The following is a 19,161-nucleotide window of genomic DNA, read 5'->3' as shown; positions in this document are numbered from 1 at the left end:
AGGAGGTTTTATGAAATTTGGCATCAAATCCGTTGCGGCAGCTCTGCTGGCTGGTCTGGTACTGGCCGGTTGCGGTCAAAAAGAAGAGAGCAAGGTTCTGAAAGTGGGCGCTATTGCCGGCCCCGAGACCGAACTGGTTGAAGTGGCCGCCAAAGTGGCCAAGGAGAAATACGGCCTGACCGTCGAGGTGGTCAACTTCTCCGACTACGTCACCCCGAACGTGGCGCTGAACGATGGCAGCATCGACGTCAACGCCTTCCAGCACAAGCCCTATCTGGATGCCCAGATCCGTGATCGCGGCTTCAAGCTGGTGCCGGTCGGCAACACCTTCGTCTACCCGATCGCCGGTTACTCCAAGAAGATCAAGGCGCTGAGCGAGCTGAAAGATGGCGCCCAGATCGCGGTGCCGAACGATCCGACCAACTTGGGCCGTTCCCTGATCCTGCTGGAGAAGCAAGGTCTGCTGAAGCTCAAAGAGGGTGCCGGTCTGGAAGCGACAGTGCTGGATATCGCCAGCAACCCGCGCAACTTCAAGATCGTAGAGCTGGAAGCTGCCCAGCTGCCGCGCTCGCTGGAAGACGTGGACTTGGCCATCATCAACAACACCTTCGCCGGTCAGATCGGGCTGACCCCGACCGAGAACGGTCTGTTTGTTGAGGACAAAGAGTCCCCCTACGTCAACCTGATCGTTGCCCGTGACAACAACAAGGACGACGAGAAGGTCAAACAGTTCGTACAGGCTTTCCAGACCGACGACGTCTACAAGAAAGGGCTGGAACTGTTCAAGGGCGGCCTGGTGAAAGGTTGGTAATCACTCACTCGGCAAAAAAGGCCACGCAATGCGTGGCCTTTTTTTTTGCTGCCGTTATCATATCGGCGAGCACGGCAACACGAACATATTCAGCACATGAAAAAATGGTATCTGGCCTACTGCAAGCCAAAAGAAGAGGCCCGCGCCCGCGCCCATCTCGAAGCCCAGGGGATCGAGTCCTACTACCCCATGGTGGAAATTGAAAAACTGCGGCGGGGCAAGCGTGTCCCGGTGCGGGAGCCCATGTTCCCCAACTACCTGTTCATCTATGTGGATCTGGAAGAGGTCACCCCGGTCACCCTGAAGTCGACCCGCGGCATCAGCCGGATCATCCACTTCGGCAGTGAATGGAGCCCCATCAGCAGCAAGCTGGTCTATCAGCTGATGAGCCGCGATGACAGCGACGAGGCGAGAGCCAGCTACGCCAGCCTGCCCTGCTCGGGTGACAAGGTGCTGATTGAAGAGGGGCCGTTGGCTGGATTCGAAGCCATCTATATGGAGCCGGATGGAGAGAAACGGGCAATTTTGCTGGTCAGCCTGCTCAACCGGGAGACTACCAGCAGCTTCGACAACCACACCTTCAGACGTCTGGACTAAACCCACGGGCCAGACGGCCTGGTGAATGGCAATAGCAATGGCGGGATGCTCCCGCCATCTCACGCATCAAGATCAAAGCGGGCGATGACCGCCTTCAGCTTGCCGGTATCGCCAGCCAGTCTGGCTACGATCTCCTCCCCCTGCTGACTGCGCAGACAGGATTGCCGACTGAGCGCAGCAATGTCATCGACCGTTCCGGCTACCTCGGCGGCCACCCGCGACTGCTGCTCGGTTGCCACCGAAATGGCCTGCAGCTGGCCAGACAGCGAGTGCACCAGCTCGTTCATGGCACTCAGGGTATCGGTCACCAATCCAACGGCATCCCGCCCCTGCTCCACCAGCCGGGTGCCGCTGCTGACGGTACTCACCGTCTGGCGAGTCTGCCGGGAGATGGCTGCAATAGTCTGGCTGATCTCGGCGGTTGATTGATGGGTGCGGGTCGCCAGCTGGCGCACCTCGTCGGCCACCACCGCAAAACCGCGCCCCTGCTCGCCTGCCCGTGCCGCTTCTATCGCCGCATTGAGTGCCAGCAGATTGGTCTGCTCCGCAATGGTGGCGATCACCTCGGTGATCTGCCCCACCTGTTCACTCTGATGCTCCAGCAGCCCCATGGCCTCGTTGGCCTGCCCAATCATGGCGGCAATCTGCTGCATGGTATCGCTCATTCGCGCCAGCGCAGCCTCTCCCTGACGGGTCTGCTGCTGCACCTGCTGGGCACTATCCGCCACACCGGCAATGTTGCCAGCCACATCACGGGCACTCACTGACATCTGATCGATAGCTGCCGCCACCGCATCGACCCGCTGATCCTGCTCCGTCAGATCCGCCACTATGGCTCTGGTGGTGTTGCCCACATCAAGACAGGCCTCTTCGACCTGTCCCACTGCGCCCTGCAACTCGCCGACCAGATCACGTAACTGGGCAGACATCCGGTTGATGGAGCCGGTCAATCCACCCAGCTCATCCTGACCCGTTATCGGCAAGGGCTCGGCAGCCAACCGACCATCCGCAACCAGCCCCGCCCGGATCACCAGACTGGCAATGTCACGGGTCAGACGACGGCTAAAGAGCCAGGCGACCAGCATGCCAAGCACGATGGCACTGCCGGTGGCCAACATTAGTGTCTGGTTGATGGCCCTTCCGGCTCCGGTCATCTGCGCCGAAATCTGATCCACCTCGGCGCGGGTTTTATTCACCTGCTGGACCAACTGCTCGCTGAGGCTGGACTGCATCGGCTCGATGTCGGTGGCCATCAGGTAGTTGGCCTGATCCCAATCCGGCGCCTGGCGCTTCTCGATCACCTGCCCCACCAGCTCGGAGAAGGGGGTCGCCATCTCTTCAAACAGCTGCCAGAGGCTCTGCTGGGTATCGGTAAAGAGCGCGGCTTGCTGCTTCACCTCAGCCACCCGCTGCTGGTGAAACTGGTAGTAATCCTGATACTTGCTGCGGTATTCGGGATCGCCTGAGATGAGAAAATCCCTCAGGGCAGAGAGGGAATTGGCGAGGCTGTTGTAGGCATCTCCCACCTGCTTGAGCAGCATGCGGCGATCGCCCGCGAGCTGATCCTGCGAGGTCGCCACCTCCTCATTGGCAAAGGATTGCAGCTGATCGAGCGCAGCCTCCGCCAGCGGCCCCGCCTCCTGCAGCATCAGGGTGTGAGCGGGCAGATTCTCTTCACTCTGGGCTATGGTCCACACCTTCTCCTGATGGCTTTTGAAGGTCTCGAGAGACTTGGCGAGCGCCGGGCTGAAGGCCTGATGGGCAATGGCCTGCCAGGCCGACTCCCACTCCTGCTTGAGGCGGGAAGCCTGAGCCGGATCCTTGCCGAGGATCAGATAGCCACGCAGGGCAGAAACGGTGGCAACCAGAGCCTTCTGGCTCGCCTCATCCCGCTGCAGAGCGGGCAGCGCCTGCTCCAACAGGGTGTGTTGGGCCTGATTGATCTGGGTCAGCCGGTAATAGACCAGCGCGGAGGAGAGCAGGATCAGCAGGTTGATAAAACCGAAGCTGAGCAGCAACTTGCTTGAGATTTTCATGAACATCCTTGTTCAAACGGAGGGATCCAGCCAACAGAATCAGATAGATATCAGTGTAGGCAATCTATCTTGCCAAGCCCGGTGCCACTCTTGCAACTCGCTGCGTGGCATCGGTCTGGCAGAGAAGAACCCCTGACAAACATCGCAGCCCAACTTTGCCAGCAACCGCCAGGTCTGCTCATCCTCTACCCCTTCAGCCACCGACTTGAGGCCCAACTTGCGCGCCAGCTCGATACTGGACTCGATAATGGCCAGACGGGATGGGTCTTCAAAACAGCGGTCGACAAAGGAGCGATCCAGCTTCAGTTCGGTAAAGGGCAGCAGCGCCAGTTGCTGCATGGAGGAGTAGCCGGTACCGAAGTCATCAATGGCGAGGCCAAAGCCGTGCATCCGCAGCCGGGTCAGCACCTCCAGCGACTTGCCCAGATCCTGTACAAAGGCGCTCTCGGTCACCTCCAGGGTGATAAGCTCGGGGTTGATGCTCCAGCGTTGACACTGATTGATCAGGGAATTGCACAGATCGCCCTCGATCAGCGAGGTAGTGGAGAGGTTCATCGACAGATTGAGCGAGAGTCCGGTCTCTTCCCACAAGTGACCATCACTAAGGGATTTGCCGATGATCACTTCAGTCAACTGATCGATCAGTCCGTTGCGCTCCGCCAGTGGAATAAAACGCCCCGGAGAGATCAGGCCGTACTCCGGGTGCTGCCAGCGGGCCAGCGCCTCCATCCCGACCCACTCGCCGGAGGCAAAGCTCACCTTGGGCTGATACCAGGGCAGCAACTGATCCTGCTCGAGTGCACGGCACAACTCATCCAGGCCGATCCTGTGCCCCTCCTCCTCCCTAGCAGGCTCCTCCCGGGGTGACCAAGCATCGATCAGCAGCTTGAGCTGCTGCTGGGTAGAGGGTTTCTCTATGCGGCCGAGCACCTGCAAGCCATAGGCGGCACTCATCCGCAACACGGCCTCCACCACATCGTCTTCAAGGGCGCTGGAGAGGATAATCCCCCCGCGAAAACCGCCCAGTGACAGGCGGCGCAGCAGTGCCATGCCATCCATGCCCGGCATCCGCAGGTCGCAAAACAGGATATCGACGGCGTGTTGCTGGCTCAGTACCAGCGCCTCGGCACCATCGGCCGCCTCCAGCAGATTCTGGTAACCCAGGCTGCGGATCTGGTGCAGCAGCGCCTTGCGCTGAAATCCATGGTCTTCCACGACCATAATGACCAACTCATGTTGTGCTTTTTTCATCGAGCCATAATCCAATGTCGTGGGCGATCGCCGTCATCAATAGCTGCACCTTGCTGGTCAGCTCATCCAGTTCCTCAAGCTGCTTCAATCTGGCAGCCGACTCCAGCCTGGCAGCCTGTGTGGCCAGCTCCTGCAGCCCGACCATGCGGGCTGCCCCCTTGATCCGGTGGGCAGTTTCTACCAGTACGCTGAAATCATGGCAAGCCAGCGCAGCCATCATATGAGCCCCATCCTGACGATTGGAGTCGAGATATTCCGCCGCCATCGCCCGCGCCGTCGGCTCATCGCCAAACAGGGTCAACCAGCGTTCAGCCTGAACGGCCAGCACATCATCGACCGCCATCACCGCTGTATCGCCCGCCGGTACCGACTCAGCGAGCCAGTGTGCCAGCAGCTGGCGCAGGGTATCCAGCGGGTAGGGCTTGAACAGCATGTCACTCATTCCCGCTTCCACCATACGGGCATGAGCCTCTTCCGAGGTATCCGCCGTCACCCCGATAATGGGCGCCGTCACGCCCGCAGCCCGCAGCGCCTTGGTCAGGGCATAGCCATCCATCACCGGCATGTGGCAATCGGTCAGCAACAGGGAGAATGGCTGCCCCTGCCAGGCCCGCAACGCCTTTTCGCCATCTTCCACTACCTGGGATTCAATTCCGAGGATAGCCAGTTGTCGTGCCAGCAGGGCGCGATTGACCGGATGATCATCAGCCACCAGCACCCGTCCTCCCAGCTTGTCGGCCAGCGCAGGCAAAACCGGGGCGACCCATTCCTGCAGCAGTTCGAGACAACTCTCCAGCAGCAGGTCCGGGTAGAGAGGAGAGAGCCCCAATCGCCACCACAACTGACCGCCGATCCGGCCGCGAAGAGCCTCGTTCGGTGACGCTATGATCCCTCTCAATGAGACATGCTGCAACCATCCCTGCCACTCACCGCCGAGGGCCTGCTCCAACCACAGCTGATCAGCCAGCAGCAACCCTTCCAGTGAGCGGTTGAGCTGGCTGGCATCCAGATGCCTTAGCTTGGCGCCCAACCGCCGCATGGCCGCCTCGAGGCTGGCATCGGCGCTGAAAAACCACCATTCGGTGCCAGCCAGCGGGGGCGCATCCCATTGAGGGTTGGTCAGCGGCACGGTAAAGCGGAAACGGGATCCCTCTCCCGCCTTGCTGGTCAGGGTGAGTTCGCCCCCCATTTTGCGCACCAGCTGATCACAGATTGCCAGCCCCAGCCCGGTACCACCAAAGCGGCGATTGATGTCGGACTCCACCTGCTCAAACGGAGTGAACAACAATGCCTGTTTCTCCTCGGCAATCCCGATACCGGTATCGCGGATACTGATAGCAAGCTGATCGCGCAGGTAGCTGACCCGGATGGAGACCTCCCCCTGTTCGGTGAACTTTACCGCATTGTTGAGCAGATTGGAGATCACCTGACCGACCCGTACCCCGTCGATATCGGCCCAATCAGGTACATGCTGGCCCCACTCCAGCGTCACGTTGAGCCCCTTGCTATGGGCCAGGGTAGCGTGGCCACGGATCGCATCGCAGATCACCGTCTGCAACCGGCTGACCTGACAATGCAGTTGCAACTGACCCGCCTCGATCTTGGAGAAATCGAGTATGTCGTTGACCAGATAGAGCAGGTTGTTGGTCGAGGTGACCACATTACGCACCATGTAACGTTGATCGTCGTTGAGCTCGCTCATTTGCAACAACTCGAGCATGCCGTGCATGCCGGAGATGGGGGTGCGTAACTCGTGGCTCATGGTGGCCAGAAAGCGGCTGCGCGCCTGCATCGCCTGCTCGGCATAAGCACGTGCCTCGCGCAGCTCATGCTCCTGCTGCTTGAGGGCCGTGATGTCCTGAATCACCCCGTTGAGGATCAGCGCCTGCTGCTCCTGACGGACAAAATTGCCGCGTACCTGCAGATAGCGATCCCCGTCAGGGCGCTCCACCTTGACCTCCAGATCGAGGGGGGCCAGGGTCTCGGCATGGTTGGCCACCTTGCTGACAAACTCCTGCAGGGCCTGTTCGGTAAAGCCAAATACCTCACCACCCGATTCAGCGTTAAATAAATCCTGATGAGATACCCCCAGGATCTCGTTGGCCCCCTGAGAGGCATAAAGAAAGCGTCCCTTGCCCGGCCCCAGCCACAGATACTGGTAGACTACGCCGGGCATGCTGTCGGTGATCTGGGTCAGGCGAGTTTCAGCCTGACGAGCACGCTCCTCGGCTTCCTTGATACGGCTGACATCGGTCAGCACTGTCAGCACACCCCGCATGTTGCCATCGGGGTCCCGGTAAGGGCGCTTGGCATAGATAACATGAAAAGGGGTGCCATCGGCACGCAAGCTATTGCCGGCCCCCTCCAGCTCCTGGCCGCTTTGCCATATCCTGCGCTCCTCTTCCAGCACGCTCGCACGCAGGGGCTCGGGGATGCTTTGCAGGTCGTCAAGCGCCTCGCCATTGACATCAACGAGAAAGGCATCGCGATAAGCCCGGTTGCAGAGGGTTATACGCTGCTCGCTGTCGCGCAATGCCACCATGGTCGGCAATGAGTTGAGCAGGGTCTGTACAAACAGCAACTGTTCGTTGAGTTTGCTCTCTGCGATTTTCCGCTGCGCAATCTGGCGACGCAGGCTGCGGGCCCAGAACATCACCAGCAGACCGCAGGTCAACAAGGCCACTCCGCCCAGCGCCAGCCACTTGTAGAACTGGCTGTAATCGGATTCGACATTTACCGAAACATTGAGCCAGCGCCGCTCCAGCAGTTGCCACTCCTCATCCGTGATGGTCAGCAACAGCTTGTCCATGATCCGCAGCAGCTCGGGCTGCCTGATATCAACGGCCATGCTGATGGGCACGGAAAACTCGGGGGAGCTCAGCACCACCTGATACTTTTCGTTGAAGCCCTTCATGGCCTGCTGCCCCAGATTGGTCATGGTCAACAGCACATACTCGGCTTTCCCCGTATCAAGCAGGGTAAGCAGCTCGGTATCCTTGCCCACTTCAATGACGTTGCCACCATGGGCGCTGATAAGAGAAGCCTCATAAGAACCGGTCACGCCACCAATCAGGCGCCCTTTCAGCTCCGCCAGCGACTTCAACGGGCGTGCGCCGCGCCGGGATACCACATAGCTGTCGAATTTAAGGTAGGAGGAGCTGAAGGAGGCAAATGCCTCGCGATCCCTGAGCGGTGTCATCAGGGGGATCAGATCCACCTTGTGCTGTTTCAGCAGAGCCAGAGACTCTTGCCAGGTGCTGGTCGGCTCAAGTTCAAAGCGGATCCCCGAGCGCAGACTCAACAACTTCATCAAATCTGCCGCATAGCCGTGCAACACCCCTTCGTCATCAATCTCGCTGATACCGGCAAACGACGGCGCAACGGCAAACCTGACCACCTTGCTCTTCTTCTTTAACCAGGCTACCTCGTCTGGTTCCAGCAACAAACCCGCCTTGAAACGGCTGTCTTCCTGATTCAGCCGCAACCGGGCATCAGCCACCGGGATCCGCTGGTAGGCCTGCCAGATGCGATCCGTCAGCGCCGGATCATGGGTACTGGTTGCAATGGTCAATGCACTACCGGGGATCCAGTCCGGGATCACAATCCCCATCGACTCAGGCAACCGCTCCATCTCCATGGCAATGATCGGCCCCAGAGCCAGATAAGCATCGGCCGCCCCCAGTTTGACCATATAGGTCGCCTCGTCACGGCTCTCCAGCTCGGTCACATGAGGCATCCCCAGTCGCGCTAGCTCATTGCAACTGCCAAAACCGCGAATACAGACCCAGCGAAGCTTGCGCGCCTGTTCCAGGGTCAAACGTTGATCCGGATGGCGCATCAAGATGGCGCGGGCGTAGGAGCCCAGATAGCCAATATGATTCATCCCCTCCAGCTCGAGCGCATCGAGCTCGACCCCGATCAAGGCATCAACTTGGCGTCTGTTCAGCGCACCACGGGCATCCACATAGGAGTTGTAGGAGACATAGCGCAGGGAGACCCCCATTTCTGCCGCAATACGCGAGGCCAGCTCCTTGAGCGGACCGGCATAGCGCTGATTGGGCAGTTCATAGAGGAACGGAGGATAACCACCACGGGGCACCCCGACCACCAACTCTTCATCAGCCGCACTCTGGTGGTCCGCCACTGCCTTTTCCAACTGGGGAACAGCAACAGCAGGCAGGCCGGAAAACAGCAGCAACAGGGGGAGAAAAAGCTGACGAAAGAGTGACATGAAGTCTTGTCCTGATGAGTAAAACAGATAGGCCACCATATCTAATCTTGCCGATCCTGGCGGAACAAGGCGAGAAAACATACGCATCTGTCACAAACGGGGCAGAGAGGATAGTGCCGGGGCACAGAAAAGTGAATAAAAAATCAACCTGCAAACACAAAAATGGCAGGCATTACGCCTGCCACATCACCACGGGGAGAGCGTTTACCCTCCCCTATGGATCAGGTTATTCGATTCCCGAGCCGAAAGCCGGTTTGATACTCGCTTTCGCGGATATGGGCGATCTGTCCCTCAAACCCTTCCAGACCAATATCTTTCAGCAGGGCAGGTGACAGACTGACCACGGCGAGGCGACGCTCAACCCGGGCGATCCGTTTTTGAACCAAAGACTCGACACCACGCAGTAAAATCAGTTCGATAGACATGACATTCTCCAGTTGAACATGCGGTTCTCCCGGAGAAAGTGGATATCACCCTGCGGGACGAACCGCGGGTGATAAAAAGACAGGGGTTACCTGTTTACGCCACGCGGTAAAAGAGCACGAGATTTCACGCCGCACGCAGTGCCGCGAGAGAATGCAAAATTGAGCATCAGATGTTGCATTTTCATCTCCTTACCGAGTAAAAGTTGAACAGGTTGCAGAAGTCTAAAAAATATCCGAATTTAAAACAAGCCGCTTGCGGCTCCTTTTTAAACGTTTTTACGGCATTTTATGCTGTCCGTCTGGCAACGATGCCAGCACATCAGATCCCCGAGAGTAGCCGGAACTCTTCCAGTACATAGGTATCCGTCATGCCGCTGACATAATCGAGCAGCAACCGCACCCGGTAATACCACTCCTGCTCGTTCTGGCAGGCAAAACGCTGATCCGGGGTGGCGATCGCCAATCGATAGGCCTTGAGATGGCGGGCCGAGAGGCGGTGATAGAGACGGCGCGCAAAGAACAGCGCCTGACTCCCCTCCCCGGCCAGCAGGCGAGCAAACTGTGGCGCTGGCAGCGCCAATAGACAGGCATAACTGGTCAGCACCCCGCGCAGCGCCGCATACCCCTCCAGCTCAAGCGCTTCCACTTCGGGGCGCATAAAGACCAGCTCGCGGGCCACCTGCTTGAGGATATCGAGCACCCGCGCCGCCGGCGCCTGACCATGCAGCAGTGCTTGCGGATAGGAGCCCTGCAAAATGGCCTGATGTTCGCTGACATAGCTCTGCGCCGCCAGCGCAACCAGATCCCGGGTAAGTTGCTGGCGAAAATGGGGGAAAAAGCCCCGACCACTGGCAAGCGCGTCATCCAGCAAGGTGCCCATGTAGTCACTCTGGTCAGCAGCTCGCAGTGCCGCCAGCAGTTCACCCAGAGTCAGGATCCTCCGATCTACCGCATCTTCCAGATCGGCGATGCAGTAGGAGATATCATCGGCCGCCTCCATGATGTAGACCAGCGGATGACGGCATCCTGGGGCCAATCCCAGACTCTGGCCGAGGGCACGGTAGAGCGGCTGCTCGCTAAAGAAGATGCCCCGTTTGCCGCTCCAGCCATGATGTTGGCCATAGCTCACCCCGGGTTGAGGCTGCTGCGGGTATTTGCAGAGCGCCGCCAGTTGCCCGAGCGTCAGATTGAGCTCGTGCAGACTGTGCACCAGCCGCAAGCTCTGGGCGTTGCCATCAAACAGTTGCAGATCCTGACGCAGCTCAGCCCACTGGGTCGAGGGGGGCTGCGCCAGCGCCTGCTGATAGAGGGGATCGAGCATCTCGCCGAGCCACTGGCTCATCACCTGCTCGCCAAAGTGGCCAAACGGCGGGTTGCCCACGTCATGAAGCAGGCAGGACATCTCCACCAGATTGATAAAGGCCCCTTCGCAGACCATCCCGGCTGGCAAGGCGGCCAGAATACGGCGGCTGATCTGGCGACCGGTCTCCTGCACCTCCAGCGAGTGGGTGAGGCGACTGCGCACCGAGGCCTTCACATCGAGCGGAAAGACCTGGGTCTTCTGCTGCAACCGGCGCACTGGCGCCGCCTGCACGATACGGGCGCGATCCTGCTCGGTCGCCTCCAGCAAATCCTCGTCCCCCCAAGGGTGGATGCGCGCAGGGGTAATCAAACGGCTATACATCTTGCAGCTCCTTGCCAGCCACTTCCATCAGACTCAAGACAACCTCCAGCCTCAAGACAGCAACCAGCGCCGCAGCCGGGCGATATCGCCCGGATATTCCCGGCGCAACGTCTCAATCCAGTCTTCCACGTTCTCCCACCAGGCGGGATGATCCGGGCTCTGGATCAGCTGAGCCGTCTGCTGCAAACGACGCAGGCCAATGGAGCCTGCCGCCCCTTTTATCTTGTGCGCCTCCTCCACCACCCCCGCCTGATCCCGGGCGATCATGTTGGAGTCGAGCACCGCCATGTAGTCCGGCATCATCTTCTCGAACAGCTCGACGCTGGAGAGCAGCACCGGCTTGCCCACCGTATCGGCATAATCAGTGAGGAAGGGAATATCCAGCAGGGCATCCTGATTGCCCGCATCAGCTTGCTCGTCCGCTTCATCCTCGGCCAGACCGGCAAACAGATGGCCAATCACCTCCCGCACAGCCTTCGAGCCAAGCGGTTTGTTGATCACATCCCGCATCCCGCGCTCCAGATAATACTGGCGATCGCCGGTAGAGTTGGCCGTTAGTGCCACCATGGGCGGCAGGCTGTCGCCATAACGCTCCAGCAGGGTTTTCGCCACATCGAAGCCGGTCATGTCCGGCAGCTGGATATCGAGCAGAATGAGGTCGAAATCATCCGGATTGGCCATCGCCAGCGCCTGGGTGCCATCCCGTGCCACCTGCACCTGATGACCCAGCTTGCCCAGCAGGGCGCAGGCCACCGTCACGTTGAGCTCCACATCTTCCACCAGCAGGATATCGAGGGAGGGCATCTCCTCCTCCTGCTCCTGCGGCACTGGCTCGGCGCAAGCTACCTCCAGCTCGGCGGTGAAGCAGGAGCCTTCGCCCGGCTCACTGTCCACATAGAGCTGGCCGCCCATCGCCTGCACCAGCTGACGGGAGACCGCGAGGCCAATACCGGTGCCGGTGGCGTGTTTCTTGCCCTGCACCTGATAGTACATGGCGAAGATCTTCTCCTGCTGGGCGCGCGGGATGCCGATGCCGGTATCCTCCACCTCGAAGTGCAGGGCCAGCTTGCCCGGCTCGTCGGCAGGATGAGAGAGGCAGCGCACGGTGACGCCCCCCTCGTCGGTAAACTTGACCGCATTGCCCACCAGATTCCACAGCACCTGACGCAGACGGGTACCGTCGGCTATCACGAATTGCGGCATGTCGCCATCGCGATCGAAATGCAGATATAGCCCCTTCTGCTCCGCCTGAATGCGCGACAGGGTCTCCAGCTCGTCGAGGAAGGCAGGCAGATCGATGCGGGTCGGCGCAATTTCGAGGCGACGCCGATCGAGTTTGTCCAAATCGATGATGTCGTTGAAGATATTGCCAAGGGTCACCGCACTCAGGTGAATGGTCTTGAGCTGCTGGTGCTGCTTGGGATCGAGGGGGGTATCCATCAGCATCCGGCTTAAGCCCACGATGCCGTTGAGCGGGGTGCGCAGCTCGTGGCTGATGGTGGAGATAAAGGTAGTCTTGTCGCGGCTCGCCTTCTCCAGTTTGTCCTGATACTGCTTGCGCTCGGTGATGTCGCGGCCAAAGCCGAGCAGGCCCAGCCGCTTGCCGAAGCGATCGAAGAAGGGCACTTTGCGCAGCTCGAAGTAGGCCTTGCGGCCATCGGGATACTCCAGCCACTGTTCATAGGTGAGGGGCTCATTGCTGGCAAAGACCTGCTTGTCGGTCTCCACCACCTTGTTGGCAATCTCCTGCTTGTAGACATCGAAAGGTGTGAGGCCAATCAGCTCGCTCTCCGCCTTGCCGGTCAGCTCCTCCATGGCGCGGTTGCAACCGGAGAACTGCTCATCCTCATTGCGGTAGTAGACCAGATCCGGGGAACAGTCGATAAAAGAGCGCAGCAGAGCGGTACGCTCCCCCAGATGAAGCTGGGCTTTCTCCCGCTGGAACACCTCGTTCTCGAGATCCTCGATGGCCTGCAGACGCAGTGCCTCGGCCCGGTTGGTCTCGGCAATCTGGGCGTTGAGGCGGCTGATGTTCTCCTGCAGTTGGGTATTGAGCTCCAGATCCCGCTCGCGCATATCTTGCAGCTTGCGCACCATCCGGCTCAGTCGCTGACGGGAATCCTCCAGCTGATCCACCACGATGGAGAGAAAATAGACCGCCCAGGGGGTCACCAGCAGGCCAAAAAAGACCGAGCGAACGAAGTCGATCACATCGATATTGCCGCGCAGGAACAGGGTCACCCCCATCTGGATGGCGACCGCCAGCACGATAATGCCCGCCGCCAGGAACATGCTGAAGCGCACCAGTCCCAGCTTGGTCATCAGATCGACGTAATATTGTGCCCAGGATTTAATCTGCTTCATCTTGTTATTTTCTCCCCCATATCCGCGAACAGAATACCAGCACAGAGAATTGAACTCTTCTTATCTCGCACAATTAATTAACGATTCGCCTAGTGAAATGAGTGAGTTAGGATATTTGATGAAATTCTGTCAGTTGCCATTAAGGGTGGCCCCCTATAATCGCCCACCTGGTAATTTAAACGCGTTTAATTTAGGAGTTATCTGATGCGCAACACTACCCTGCTTGGTCTGGGCCTGCTGGTCGCAAATAGTGCATATGCGGATTTGGGAACCATTCCCAACGAATCGGGCTGGTCCGGTTTCCTGCTTGGCGGCGTCAACGTCATCAATTACGAATCCAACTTTTACAGCGGTGACGACGAAAATCGTCGACTGAGCGGACTGGGCAGTGCAGAGAGCAGCTCCGCCGTCGCCCCGCTGCTCAACGCAGATATCCGTTACACCTTTGCCGATACCCGCACCCAGGTCTTCCTCGGTAACCTGATCCAGGATGCCATCCGTTTCGACTTCACCCAGCAACTCGGTATCCGCCAGGAGATGAGCAACAAGGGCACAGTGGCCGGCTCCGTGGTCTTCAATGCCATGCCAACCGAGCAGTGGAGCGATCCCTTCGCCGTAAGCGTCGATCGCCAGTCGACCGATATCAAGTCAAAAGGGGTGCGCTTCGCCTGGGACAGCATCTGGGGTAGCAACTTCAATGGCAGCCTGACCACCCGCAACATCGAGGTGGATGAGGAGCGCAGTGGCAGCCAGTATGGTGCCGACACGGCGGCCAAGCTGGATCGCAACGGCAAGATCCACGCCCTCGACCTCTCCTACAAATGGCAGCTGGCAGCCGGTCAGGTGCTGGAGCCGGCTTTCATCCACCGTCAGGCTGACCTGGACGGCAGCGCCCAGAGCTACAAGAGCAACGGCCTCCAGTTGACCTACGGCAAGCGGGCATCCCAGTGGTCCTTCGTCAGCAACCTCTATCTGGGTCAGACCAAATATGATGAAGCCAACCCAATCCCTGACTTTGGTAACAAAAAAGCCGACTCCGACGAGTTTGCCCTGACCGGTACCTTCTTCTGGCACCGCCTGTTCGGTATTGCACCGCTCTCGGCAACCTTTACCGCTGGCTACGCCAAGTCCGATTCCGACATCAACTTCTACGATTCTGAATCGGTGATGTTCAACACCGGCCTGCTCTACAACTTCTAATAACGGTTGTGCGCACCGATACAACAAGGCCACCCGAAGGTGGCCTTGTTGCCATCCGGCATTTGCCTCAAATACCCAAAGAGTCGAGCAGATCATCGTGATCATTACTGGCTGGCGCAGCGGCTGCCGGGGCCGGCTTGGCGGCATCCTGCTTGGCTTGGGCGATCAGGGCGTCAGGATCCAGCTCCTCGTGCTGCATCCCCTCATTGTGAATGCGGATGAACTCGGTCTTGTCCATCGCCAGCTCCAGATAAAAGATGTTGTTACGGGCGGTGAAGAAAGTGACGCGGCGGGACTCCGGACTGTCAAGATTGGTATCGACGCTCAGCATCACCTGCTTGTTGAGGGCCAGCATCTTCGGCTGGTTCTGGGTAATGTGAGTCTGCAAATCCCGGCCCACCTTGACGGTAAAGCTACCGACGATCTGGTTCATCAGTTCGCCCATCACGTTGCTCACCTCGTCAGAGGTATGGGAGATGGCGAGATCCTCCTTGGAGAGCCCCATGCTCAGCATGTAGCTCTCGTACAACTCCATGGCGGCAGCGGCGGAGAAGTTGATCACCACCAGACCGGAAAAACCGCCATCGAACAGCACGAAGCAGCCGATATCCGGCTTGAGGCAGGTCTTGCTGATCCGCTGCACCATGCCGGAAAACCGCACCTGACTCATGGTCGCGGCACTCAACACATCGGTCACCGAGTTGCACAGGCTGAGCAGTACATCCTCAGTCGTCAACACGACGTCATCATCGGCTCTTGTCACTATCATGGGACCTTCCTGAACATCGAGAATGGGCTTATCTATACCATAACTCTAACAGATGGCGCGGCCCGAAGACTGAAATAGCGACACGCCTCTCAGTTGACGCCGTTATCAGCAGCCGCAGGGGTAAAACCGCTCAGCTTGGCGAGCCGGTCACGCCATCTGTCGGCCTGCTGCGCCAGCACCTGTGGCTCATAAGGCACGATCGGATGAGCCCCCCAGATGGGGCCGGGCCAGGCAGCATCGGTGGCGAAACGTGCGACATGGTGAATGTGCAGCTGTGGCACCAGATTGCCCAGCGCCCCTATGTTGATCTTGTCCGGACTGAGGGCCTGCTCCATCAGGGCGGCGACGGCGCAGGACTCCTGCATCAGCTGTTGCTGCTGCTCCGGTGCCAGATGGTGGATCTCGCGCAGGTTGGCCACTCGCGGCACCAGAATCAGCCAGGGGTATTGACTGTCTTTGGCCAGCAGGGCGCGACAGAGCGGTAGATCGCCAAGCCAGCAGGTATCCGCCTGCAGGCGTGAATGCAGTTCAAACATGAACACCTCGTTGAGTAAGATGAAGAGGGCATCCAAAAGGGAGGGCCCACGTTACTGCAACGGGCGAAAAACTTAAAGCTGTGGCACGGCCCAACCGATAAAGCGCTTGCGCAAAGCCGGATCGGCCCGGAGGAACAACTGCTGCAACTGCCCTTCCAGCTCGCTGGCAGCCACACCGGGTTGCGCCCCGCTGGCGGGCATAGCCACTGGCGGCGCAGCAACAGCGACTGCCGTCAGCGCCGCCTTGCCACCGCTGCGGTTGTATTCAGCCAGTTTGCCATTCCAATCCACCCCAAGCAGCATACCACTGGTCACCAGCGCATCCTGCTGGATAGCCAGCGCGCGACCATTCTCCTGCAACGCCACCACAGGAGCCTTTGCATACGCCTGCATCCCCCGCTCATCGGCCGGTACGCTGGCCGTCAGCTGCAAATGCTGATTGCTGCCCTGATAGCGCACCACCTGTGGCTCGGAGCGTACCTGCCGATCATTCTCGCTGCTGCTGCGACTGGGGATCACCCCCTCGAAGCGCACCAACAGTTGCTGTTCGCCATCCGCCAGGGTGGCATGCTGCTCATCCTGCAAGGTGCCGTTGCTCACCGCGAGGATGCGGAAATTCTCCGGCACCTTCACTTCCACCATGGCCTGCGCACTGCCAGCCCCCAAGCCTGCACAGAGCAGCACAAACCCGGTCAACCCTCTATTGCTCTTCATTCCCGCTGATCTTCCTGATGCCGATGATGGGCGCAGGGTAGCAGCCGAAGATGACAGAAAAATAACGCCGCTCAGAGCAGGTAGTTGGGTCGCTCGGCAAACCACTGGGCCAGCACTTGCTTGAACAGCCGGATCTTGCGCGGTACCCGCCGCTGCTGGGCATGCAGCACATGAAGCTGATGCAGACCGCTCTGCCACTCGTCAAGCACGGTCACCAGCTCCCCCGCCATCAGCAGCGATTCCACCAGCATCAGCGGGCACTTGGCATAGCCCATACCAGCGCGCGCCAGTTGCAACACTGTGCTGTAGTGGTTGGCCCGCACCTTGCCCTGCACCAGAATGTGGGCCTCTTCCCCTTCACGGATAAAGTGCCACTGCTCCCAGGCCGGATTGTGCCCCTGCAACAGGCAGCTGCGCCCGCTCAGCTCATAGGGAGTGGCTGGACGCCCCTCTCTCGCTACAAGTGCGGGGCTGGCCACCACTACATCCTTAAGTCGGCCAATAGGAAGTGCGACCAGATTGTCCGGCACCTCGTTCATGGCGCGCAGGGCGATGTCGTTCTCCCCCTGGCTCATGTCGACCATCTGGTTGGTGAAATTGAGCTCCACCTCCACCCCCGGGCAGAGCGCGGCAAAACTGGTCAGCAGCTCACTCACCATGCGATCGCCGGTACTGACCGGGCAGGTAAAACGCAGTCTTCCGCTATCCTCTTCGGTCAGCGCCTGAATATCCTGCTCCGCCTGCCGAACCAGCGCGAAGATCTCCCCCGCCTGCTGGTAGAGGGTCTTGCCCGCCTCGGTCAGACTGAGGCGGCGGGTGGTGCGCTGCAACAGTTGCGCATTGAGGGAGGACTCCAGCGCGCTGACGTGGCGGCTCAGCATCCCCTTGCTGACCCCCAGCGTATCGGCCGCAGCCGAGAAACTGCCGCGCAGCACCACCTCATAAAAGCTGGCCAGATGGGCGATATCCATCATTAGCTCCAATATGGAAACAATGGGTTTATTTTACGCGCTTTTTCACATTTTCTGTTGCGCTAGAATTGATACATTCCAACCAGGAGTGATGCAGATGAAAATTGTGATTGTGGGTGCCTCCGGCACCGTCGGTTCCGCAGTCAGTGAACTGCTTGCCAAAGATCATCAGGTGATCCGGGTCGGCCACAGTCGTGGCGATGCCACGGTCGACATGCGCGATCCCGCCTCCATCAAGGCGCTGTTCGCCAAGCTGGGCCAGTTTGATGCACTGGTTGTCGCCAGCGGCAGCGTGGCCTTCAACGGCCTGACCGAGATGACCGACGAACAGTGGCAGGTGGGACTGGAGAGCAAGCTGATGGGCCAGATCAACCTGACCCGCGCCGCCATTCCCTATCTGACTGACAAGGGCTCCATCACTTTGATCAGCGGTATTCTGAGCGAGGAGCCGATCAACTGGGGCGTGAGCGCCAGCACAGTCAACGGCGCTATCGATCACTTTGTGAAAGCGGCCGCCTGCGAGTTACCCCGCGGCCTGCGCATCAATGTGGTGAGCCCCACCGTGCTGGCGGAGTCGATGGACAAATACGCTGACTTCTTCCCGGGCTTCGTACCGGTACCCGCCGCCAAGGTAGCGCAGGCCTACAAGAAGTCGGTGCTGGGCATCCAGACCGGCCAGGTGTTCAGGGTCAACGGCTAATCGCCGCTCGCTTGCCGCCAGACCAGCAATAAAAATGGGCCCCATAGCGGGGCCCGTCTGTTTATCTGCCTCTCTCCTTCACCATCAGCAAACGTTTGTTTGTTGGCGACAAAAAAAGAGCGCAACCCTTAGTCGATCAGACCGTACTGATCGCGCAGCACCTCGATGATCTCCTGCTTGGGATTGGCAGAACGCGCCAGCTTGTGGCCGATAATCTTCTCGGCGATCCCGACGTAGGTGTTGGAGATATCCATCATCACTTCGGTCGGCAGCTTGTTGTCGCGGGCCAGGGCAAAACGTTCCGGCATGCGGTTCTTGTTGAGCAGGATGTCCGGATCCGGGAAGTGGTTGAGCAGCCACTGACGGAAACCCTCTTTAGACTTCTCGACGATCTGGCCGTCGCGCAGGGCGGCGCCATCCCAGATACGGGAGCTGTCGGGGGTGCCCACTTCGTCCATGTAGATCAGCTTCTCGTTGCCTGCCGCATCGTGGACATAACCAAACTCGAACTTGGTATCGACGAAGATCTGATCCAGCCCGACCAGCGCGTCGCTGATGACGTTGAAGCCCTCTTTGAGCAGCACTTCGTAGCGGTCGATGTCGGCCGGCTTGCTGAAGTTGAAGCCCTTATAATGGCGCTCGATATCGGCACGGGAGACGTTGACGTCATCGGCTTCCGGCACGCCATCCAGCCCTTTCAGCACGCCCTTGGTGGACGGAGTGATGAGGATCTCCGGCAGCTTCTGATCCTTTTTCAGCCCTTCCGGCAAGGTGATGCCGCAGAACTCGCGCTCGCCATCCTTGTAGGCACGCCACATGGAGCCGGTGATGTACTGGCGGGCAATCGCCTCGATCATCACCGGACGGGCTTT

At 59.3% G+C, this 19,161-nt stretch carries 15 protein-coding genes; 4 read left to right on the top strand and 11 right to left on the bottom strand.

Annotation, left to right across the window (positions count from 1 at the left end; genetic code table 11):
- Positions 1-10: 10 nt before the first annotated feature.
- Both metQ and rfaH read left to right on the top strand, forming a co-directional pair.
- Positions 11-811: a methionine ABC transporter substrate-binding lipoprotein MetQ gene (metQ, locus tag G5358_RS05840; RefSeq protein ID WP_421323786.1), complete on the top strand. Its 801-nt coding sequence runs from the start codon at positions 11-13 to the stop codon at positions 809-811.
- Positions 812-907: 96 nt separating this feature from the next.
- Positions 908-1,408, top strand: coding sequence for a transcription/translation regulatory transformer protein RfaH (gene rfaH / locus G5358_RS05835; RefSeq protein ID WP_421323785.1), 501 nt, complete (start codon positions 908-910; stop codon positions 1,406-1,408).
- A gap of 59 nt (positions 1,409-1,467) precedes the next feature.
- Here rfaH and G5358_RS05830 read toward each other — a convergent pair whose 3' ends face one another.
- From G5358_RS05830 to arcB, 6 genes are all read right to left on the bottom strand, one after another.
- Positions 1,468-3,444: a HAMP domain-containing methyl-accepting chemotaxis protein gene (locus G5358_RS05830; RefSeq protein WP_216952921.1), complete on the bottom strand. Its 1,977-nt coding sequence runs from the start codon at positions 3,442-3,444 to the stop codon at positions 1,468-1,470.
- 39 nt (positions 3,445-3,483) lie between these two features.
- Positions 3,484-4,695, bottom strand: coding sequence for an EAL domain-containing response regulator (locus tag G5358_RS05825; RefSeq protein WP_421323784.1), 1,212 nt, complete (start codon positions 4,693-4,695; stop codon positions 3,484-3,486).
- Positions 4,676-8,926 carry an ATP-binding protein gene (locus G5358_RS05820; RefSeq protein WP_421323783.1) on the bottom strand — a complete coding sequence of 1,417 codons (4,251 nt, stop codon included), beginning with the start codon at positions 8,924-8,926 and terminating at the stop codon, positions 4,676-4,678. Before G5358_RS05820 ends, G5358_RS05825 begins: the two co-directional genes overlap by 20 nt.
- A gap of 221 nt (positions 8,927-9,147) precedes the next feature.
- Positions 9,148-9,351, bottom strand: coding sequence for a hypothetical protein (locus tag G5358_RS05815; RefSeq protein ID WP_216952918.1), 204 nt, complete (start codon positions 9,349-9,351; stop codon positions 9,148-9,150).
- A 319-nt stretch (positions 9,352-9,670) separates the two neighbouring features.
- A complete protein-coding gene (gene dgt, locus G5358_RS05810; protein WP_421323782.1) occupies positions 9,671-11,035 on the bottom strand; it encodes a dGTPase in 1,365 nt (454 codons plus the stop codon).
- Positions 11,036-11,086: 51 nt separating this feature from the next.
- Positions 11,087-13,399, bottom strand: a complete 2,313-nt coding sequence (gene arcB, locus G5358_RS05805; RefSeq protein WP_421323781.1) for an aerobic respiration two-component sensor histidine kinase ArcB — start codon at positions 13,397-13,399, stop codon at positions 11,087-11,089.
- A gap of 204 nt (positions 13,400-13,603) precedes the next feature.
- Here arcB and G5358_RS05800 point away from each other — a divergent pair, with 204 nt between their 5' ends.
- The gene (locus G5358_RS05800) at positions 13,604-14,599 is read left to right on the top strand and encodes a DUF2860 family protein (protein ID WP_421323780.1); all 996 of its coding nucleotides are present in this window, start codon (positions 13,604-13,606) and stop codon (positions 14,597-14,599) included.
- A gap of 67 nt (positions 14,600-14,666) precedes the next feature.
- Here the strand turns inward: G5358_RS05800 and G5358_RS05795 are convergent, their stop codons facing one another.
- From G5358_RS05795 to G5358_RS05780, 4 genes are all read right to left on the bottom strand, one after another.
- A complete protein-coding gene (locus G5358_RS05795; protein WP_216952914.1) occupies positions 14,667-15,368 on the bottom strand; it encodes a DUF3334 family protein in 702 nt (233 codons plus the stop codon).
- An 89-nt stretch (positions 15,369-15,457) separates the two neighbouring features.
- Entirely contained in the window at positions 15,458-15,904 is a 447-nt protein-coding gene (locus G5358_RS05790; protein WP_216952913.1) for an HIT domain-containing protein, read from the bottom strand.
- A gap of 72 nt (positions 15,905-15,976) precedes the next feature.
- Entirely contained in the window at positions 15,977-16,618 is a 642-nt protein-coding gene (locus tag G5358_RS05785) for a DUF2057 domain-containing protein (protein WP_216952912.1), read from the bottom strand.
- Positions 16,619-16,689: 71 nt separating this feature from the next.
- A complete protein-coding gene (locus tag G5358_RS05780) occupies positions 16,690-17,589 on the bottom strand; it encodes a LysR family transcriptional regulator (protein WP_216954537.1) in 900 nt (299 codons plus the stop codon).
- Positions 17,590-17,686: 97 nt separating this feature from the next.
- Here G5358_RS05780 and G5358_RS05775 point away from each other — a divergent pair, with 97 nt between their 5' ends.
- Positions 17,687-18,289 carry a short chain dehydrogenase gene (locus G5358_RS05775; RefSeq protein ID WP_064338734.1) on the top strand — a complete coding sequence of 201 codons (603 nt, stop codon included), beginning with the start codon at positions 17,687-17,689 and terminating at the stop codon, positions 18,287-18,289.
- Positions 18,290-18,417: 128 nt separating this feature from the next.
- Here G5358_RS05775 and purC read toward each other — a convergent pair.
- Positions 18,418-19,161: phosphoribosylaminoimidazolesuccinocarboxamide synthase (gene purC / locus G5358_RS05770; protein ID WP_421323779.1), on the bottom strand; the 744-nt coding region annotated here is incomplete at its 5' end.

Origin of the sequence: Aeromonas sp. 604176 (genome assembly GCF_049170755.1) — a bacterium.
GTDB lineage: Bacteria > Pseudomonadota > Gammaproteobacteria > Enterobacterales > Aeromonadaceae > Aeromonas > Aeromonas veronii_A.
Note: the sequence above shows the minus strand (reverse complement) of the source record. Positions and strands in the feature narration are given on the sequence as shown.

Bases quoted from the DNA above. Each gene is read 5' to 3' on its own strand.
- G5358_RS05820 (WP_421323783.1), bottom strand. From the start codon at position 8,926: ATGTCACTCTTTCGTCAGCTTTTTCTCCCCCTGTTGCTGCTGTTTTCC.
- metQ (WP_421323786.1), top strand. From the start codon at position 11: ATGAAATTTGGCATCAAATCCGTTGCGGCAGCTCTGCTGGCTGGTCTG.
- G5358_RS05815 (WP_216952918.1), bottom strand. From the start codon at position 9,351: ATGTCTATCGAACTGATTTTACTGCGTGGTGTCGAGTCTTTGGTTCAA.
- G5358_RS05825 (WP_421323784.1), bottom strand. From the start codon at position 4,695: ATGAAAAAAGCACAACATGAGTTGGTCATTATGGTCGTGGAAGACCAT.
- G5358_RS05785 (WP_216952912.1), bottom strand. From the start codon at position 16,618: ATGAAGAGCAATAGAGGGTTGACCGGGTTTGTGCTGCTCTGTGCAGGC.
- rfaH (WP_421323785.1), top strand. From the start codon at position 908: ATGAAAAAATGGTATCTGGCCTACTGCAAGCCAAAAGAAGAGGCCCGC.
- G5358_RS05800 (WP_421323780.1), top strand. From the start codon at position 13,604: ATGCGCAACACTACCCTGCTTGGTCTGGGCCTGCTGGTCGCAAATAGT.
- G5358_RS05775 (WP_064338734.1), top strand. From the start codon at position 17,687: ATGAAAATTGTGATTGTGGGTGCCTCCGGCACCGTCGGTTCCGCAGTC.
- G5358_RS05830 (WP_216952921.1), bottom strand. From the start codon at position 3,444: ATGAAAATCTCAAGCAAGTTGCTGCTCAGCTTCGGTTTTATCAACCTG.
- G5358_RS05780 (WP_216954537.1), bottom strand. From the start codon at position 17,589: ATGGATATCGCCCATCTGGCCAGCTTTTATGAGGTGGTGCTGCGCGGC.
- arcB (WP_421323781.1), bottom strand. From the start codon at position 13,399: ATGAAGCAGATTAAATCCTGGGCACAATATTACGTCGATCTGATGACC.
- G5358_RS05795 (WP_216952914.1), bottom strand. From the start codon at position 15,368: ATGATAGTGACAAGAGCCGATGATGACGTCGTGTTGACGACTGAGGAT.
- G5358_RS05790 (WP_216952913.1), bottom strand. From the start codon at position 15,904: ATGTTTGAACTGCATTCACGCCTGCAGGCGGATACCTGCTGGCTTGGC.
- dgt (WP_421323782.1), bottom strand. From the start codon at position 11,035: ATGTATAGCCGTTTGATTACCCCTGCGCGCATCCACCCTTGGGGGGAC.